Genomic DNA, 5,258 nt, shown 5'->3' on the forward strand with positions numbered 1-5,258 from the left:
TCGACCAATATTTGGTGTACCGGCCGGATTGGATTGATGCGTGGCAGGCTGGGAAGCTGCTGGGTTTGGGCGATGATGAGGATTGGCAGGCGCGGCTGTGGCGTTATTTGGACGATGGCAGCCAATCTGCGCCGCACCGCGTGGCCTTGTGGGAAAAGCTGTTGGCGCAGTTGGATAAATCGGTTTTGCCGCAAAGGCTGTTCGTATTCGGTATTTCGACAATGGCGCCGATGTATCTGCAACTACTGCACCAAATTTCCAAGCATTGCGATGTGTTTGTGTTCGCGCTTAATCCGAGCAGCCAATATTGGGGCGAGGTCATCGATGAGGCGCAGATTTTGAAAAGGGGCGATGAGGCGGATTTGTCGCAGGCAGGACATCCGCTGTTGGCTTCTTTGGGCAAGCAGGGGCGCGATTTCTTTGATTTTCTGTCGGAAGTGGAAACCGAGCAGGATATTCAGGTTTATGAAGAGGGAAAAGACGATACCTTATTGCATTGCCTGCAAAACGATATTCAAAACTTAATCATGCCGTCTGAACGCTTGTATCAACAGAAAGACAGCGAAGCAGGCGGGCAACAGGCTTTGGTTCAAGTCCACGATGCGGACGGCAATCCAGTGTGTGTCGAGCCGGATGAGCTGCTGAATGACGGCTCCGTCAAAATCGTCGCGGCGCACAGCCCTTTGCGCGAATTGCAGATTTTGAAAGAAGAGCTGTCACTGGTGTTACAAAAAAATCCCGACTGGCAGCCGCACGATATTGCCGTGTTGACGCCGAACATCGAGCCGTACAGCCCGTTTATCGAAGCCGTTTTTGGACAGGCGCACGCAGGCAGCCAGGCTTTGCCGTATTCGATTTCGGATGTGAAACTCAGCCGCCGCCAGCCGTTGCTGTATGCTTTGGCGCAAACTTTGGACTTGCTGGAAAGCCGGTTTGAAGTGGACAAGGTTTTGCCTTTGCTGGAAAGCCGGTTGGTGCTGCAACGCTTCGGTTTGAGCGAGGAAGATGTGCCGCTGCTGCATGAGACTGTTGCCGGATTGAATGTGCATTGGGGTTTGGACCAAACCATGCGCGAGGGCAAAGACAACCTCTTTACTTGGCAGCAGGCGGTAGAACGTTTGGCCTTGGGCTGGATGCTGCCTGAAGGCGGCAACGGCATGTGGCAGGGCGTGAGCGCGTGGCATAGCAACGTCAACCAGCTGAACGTGTTCAGCGGTTTTGCCGAATTTGTCCGTACTTTGGCCGATATGGCGGCGCAATGGCAAGAGCCTGCCAATGTGGAAAGCTGGGTGCAGCGTTGCCGTGATTTGCTGGAGAAACTGTTTGCTCCGGATACGGACGACCAATACGCCAAGCAGCAGTTTGAGCAGTCTTTGGCGAAATGGCAGGAAGAGGCACAGTTGGCCGGATTTGACGGATTGTTGCCGTGTAAAACCGTTATCCGCCATACCCGCCGCTTTTTGGACAGCGAAAGCCAAGCCGGATTTTTGAGCGGCGGCATCACTTTTTGCAGTATGGTGCCGATGCGCAGCCTGCCGTTTAAAATGGTTTGCCTGTTGGGTTTGAATGACGGCGATTTTCCGCGCAATACCAAAGCGGCGGTGTTTGACCTGATTGCCAAACATCCGAAAAAAGGCGACCGCGCCCGCCGCGACGACGACCGTTATCTCTTCCTCGAAGCCTTAATCAGCGCGCGCGAAATGCTGTATTTGTCTTATATCGGCCGCGATATACGCAATGATGCCGAGTTCGCGCCGTCTTCGTTAATCAGCGAGCTGCTGGATACCATTGCCGCCATGACGGGGAAAAGCGGGCGCGAGTTGTCGGAGAAATGGGTGAAACATCATCCTTTGCAGGCGTTTTCACGCCGTTATTTCCAACAGGACGCGCTTTCAGACAGCCTCTTCAGTACGCGTCAAGATTACGCCGATGCGTTGAACCAACCGCCAGCGGAAGCGCAGCCGTTTTTCCTTGAGGCTTTAAGTCAGGAAGAACCGTCCAAAACCATTCATCAGGGTGAGCTCATCAGTTTTTGGCGCAACCCTGTCAAAGTTTGGCTGAAGAAAAATTTAAGCTGGGATCAGCCGTATCTGGACGGCGCATGGGAGTCTGCCGAACCGTTTGAGCCGCAACATGAGGGTCGGATTGCCGATGCCTATTTGGATGCGCGGCGCAAAGGGGAAGATTTTGAAGATACGGCCATTCGGCTGAATGCCGAAAGCCTAATGCCGGTGGGCGAGTTGGGCGGTTTATGGCAGAAGCAGTATCAGATATCTGCGAAAAACGTAGATGCCGAGCTGATACGCAGTAACAAAAGGCCGTCTGAACCTTATGAAGAACACTTTGACGGCTTGGTTTTACAAGGCACCATTGGCAATCTTTACGAATGCGGCCGCATTGTGTTCCTAAATCAAAAAGACAATGCGCACAACCGCATTGCCCGTTTATTGGAGCATTTGATTTTTTGCGCCGTCGCCCCTCAATCCGTTGCAAACCGACAAACCCATATTGTCAGCTTGGGGCGGACCGAAACCTATGCCGCCATCGGGCAAGAGGCGGCGAGGGAGCTTTTAAAAGAATGGCTGGTATATTTCCGAATCGGACAAAATACCCCCTTGCCGTTTTTTGCCAAAACCAGCCTTGCCGCAGCGGAGGAGTACAACAAGAAAGAGGATTGGGATGCTGCCTTGAGAAAAGCCCATGATGTTTTTAACGGCAATAAAATGAGCAAAGGGCAGAAGGAATATACCGAAGTGAAGCTGGTGTTTGGCCATTTGGAAGAATCGCCTCTTGATGAGCCGCTATTTGAAAACCTCGTCGTCAATCTGCTTGTTCCGCTTTTGACCGGCGTGGTAGGGAAAACCGATACAACAGAATAGGAGTAAAGCATGGCCACTTATGCAGAATATTTGGATTTTGATACTGAAGAAGACAAATTGAAACAGCAGCAACTCTATCAGGCGACCGAGCTGTCGGCGCAAACGGTAGCGGCGGTTAAAAAGATCAGCCGTCCGCAAAACTGGCTGCTTGCCGCTGCACCATATTGCCCTGATTGCCGCGTGTTTGTGCCGTTTATTCAAAAAATGGCGGAGTTGAACCCCAATATCCGCGTCAACTATATTGCCCGCAACGATTTTGACGACAGCAGCCGTTTTGAGAATCCGCGCCAACAGGAAATCGTCCGCGCCAATCAAAAAATCCCTGCGCTGTTTTTGATGGGGCATGAAGAGGCTGGGCCTGTGTTTAACGAGTTTCCACAAGTGGTGTTGAACCAAATTGCGGCAGATGAAACCCGGCGCACGGAATTGCGCGATGCGTACCGTGCCGGCGAGTTTAATGCCGATATTGAGGCTCAGATTGTAGCGGCGTTGGCATGGGCAGAGTATCGGTGTTGAGCAGATATTGTTGGTGTGTAAGGCTGTGTTTTGAACCGCTTTGATATTTTGCTTTGTAATAAAAAGGCCGTCTGAAAAGATTTCAGACGGCCTTTTTTGATGCTTAACGCTTTATTAAATCTCGATTTTATTCGGCGTAAAGGTTTGCCATTTGTTGCAGGCAGGGCAGTGCCAGAAGAAGACTTGGGATTTGAAGTGGCAGTTGCGGCAGCGGTACATAACGCTTTTTTGCAGCTGGCGGCCGATAATGGAACGAATCATATCGGTATCGGCTTTCCACTCCGGATTCATACTGCTGAGTTTCAAGCCAAGCAGGCGGTACACGCCGTTGAGGTCGGGTTTTTGGCGGACGAGTTCGACAGCGATTTGCGCCGCTTCGGTTTCGCCTTTGAGCAACAGGGCCTTCTCGTAGATGACGTTGATCAGGTCAAGATCGGGGAAGGTTTGCATATAGCCGATAAGGCGGTTGAGGCCTTCTTCCTGCTTGCCTTGCGCGGCATAGGCTTCATAGAGTTTCTCGCCGACCATGCTCAGATAGGCGTGGTTTTGCTGCTCGATGGCGGAATACGCTTCCACTGCGGCAGGGAAGTTGCCCTGACGGTATTCAATGTCGCCGAGAATGATGTTGGCGCGCGTACATTTTTTGTTGGCTTCGAGTGCTTTGCCGATGTTGTAGCGTGCGGTGTCGAAGTTGGATTTGAACAGCGCGGCTTGGGCGATTTCGCAATAAAACTGGGCGATTTCAAACTGGTAGGTTTGTTCGTCATGGCTCAAGAGCTGCGCCATTTCGATGGCTTTTTCCCAGTCGCGGTCTTGTTGGTAGATGCTCAAAAGGTGTTGGCGGGCTTCGCGTGCCATATCGCCTTCCTGCAAACCGAGGAAGATTTGTTCGGCTCGGTCAACCAAGCCTGCGCTTTGGTAGTTTTGCGCCAATTCAAAAAGCACGCGCGCGCGTTTTTCGTTGACTGTGTCGGGCGAATCGAGCAGGGCGCGGTGCATATTGATGGCTTTGTCGTTTTCGCCGCGTTGGCGGTAGAGCTTACCCAAAGTCAGGTTTAAGTCGTATGACTGCGGCTGCTGGTCAATCACTTCCGCCAATTCGCGCGCGGCGCGGCCGCTGTTGCGGTCAACGAGGGCGTCAAGGCTTTTGTAAAACCCTGCCGGTATGCTTTTTGCCTGTTTCAGGACGGTTTTCATATCGACGCGCGCGGCAAACCAGCCCATAGCGAAGAAAACGGGGAGGAGGACGATGGGCAGTAAGATGACCCACAATTCGTTGTCCATGGTATTCCTTTATTGATTGGTGGCGTTACGCTTTGGGAGTGGCTTCGGAAGTCGTTGCCGGTGTTTCGGTTTTGACCGGAGTCAGGTCTTTTTCGGAAAGGTGGGCATGTTTTTTCACTTCGGCGCGCAGACGGTTGTTTTCGCTGCGCAGGGACAGCAGACGGCCGAAGAGGGCAAACATACCGAACACGATACCGATAATAAATGCACTGAAAAGCACGACAATCAGCGGCAGATTGATGTTTTGGCCGGGCAGGTAGAAGAAGGATACGGTGTGGGTATTGGTGATGGCCAGCAGGAGGAAAACAAGAAGAATCAGGATTTTGATGATGGTAGAGATGAGTTTCATGGGTTACTCCGGGTTGGCTGCGGTTGGGGCAGGCCGTCTGAAAAATGGTATCAGTTTAAACGATTTGCCGGATTTCGGATAGGACGGCATGTTTCAGACGGCAGGGGGACAGTGTCTTTATGCTGACGGGTACTTGTCAAACCTATATTGAAAGGCGTATTGTTCAGTCTTTAATTAATTTATTTTGCACATCAGAATAAGAAAGGCAATCATCATGAGCAGACCAGTTC

General features: G+C 51.8%; 4 protein-coding genes. 2 read left to right on the forward strand and 2 right to left on the reverse strand.

All coding sequences use genetic code 11. The annotated features are described in order from the left end of the window. Both recC and ACTHUT_RS13460 read left to right on the forward strand, forming a co-directional pair. The coding region (recC, locus tag ACTHUT_RS13455) for an exodeoxyribonuclease V subunit gamma (RefSeq protein ID WP_440418885.1) at window positions 1–2,879 on the forward strand (2,879 nt) is incomplete at its 5' end. A gap of 9 nt (window positions 2,880–2,888) precedes the next feature. Then, window positions 2,889–3,395, forward strand: a complete 507-nt coding sequence (locus ACTHUT_RS13460; RefSeq protein WP_440418886.1) for a thioredoxin family protein — start codon at window positions 2,889–2,891, stop codon at window positions 3,393–3,395. A gap of 114 nt (window positions 3,396–3,509) precedes the next feature. Here the strand turns inward: ACTHUT_RS13460 and lapB are convergent, their stop codons facing one another. Continuing rightward, window positions 3,510–4,679 (reverse strand): lipopolysaccharide assembly protein LapB, encoded by a 1,170-nt coding sequence (gene lapB, locus ACTHUT_RS13465; protein WP_003745547.1) that lies wholly within the window; start codon window positions 4,677–4,679, stop codon window positions 3,510–3,512. A 25-nt stretch (window positions 4,680–4,704) separates the two neighbouring features. Then, the gene (locus tag ACTHUT_RS13470; protein WP_250599817.1) at window positions 4,705–5,028 is read right to left on the reverse strand and encodes a LapA family protein; all 324 of its coding nucleotides are present in this window, start codon (window positions 5,026–5,028) and stop codon (window positions 4,705–4,707) included. Window positions 5,029–5,258: the final 230 nt, after the last annotated feature.

This window comes from Neisseria sp. P0022.S010 (assembly GCF_051956635.1).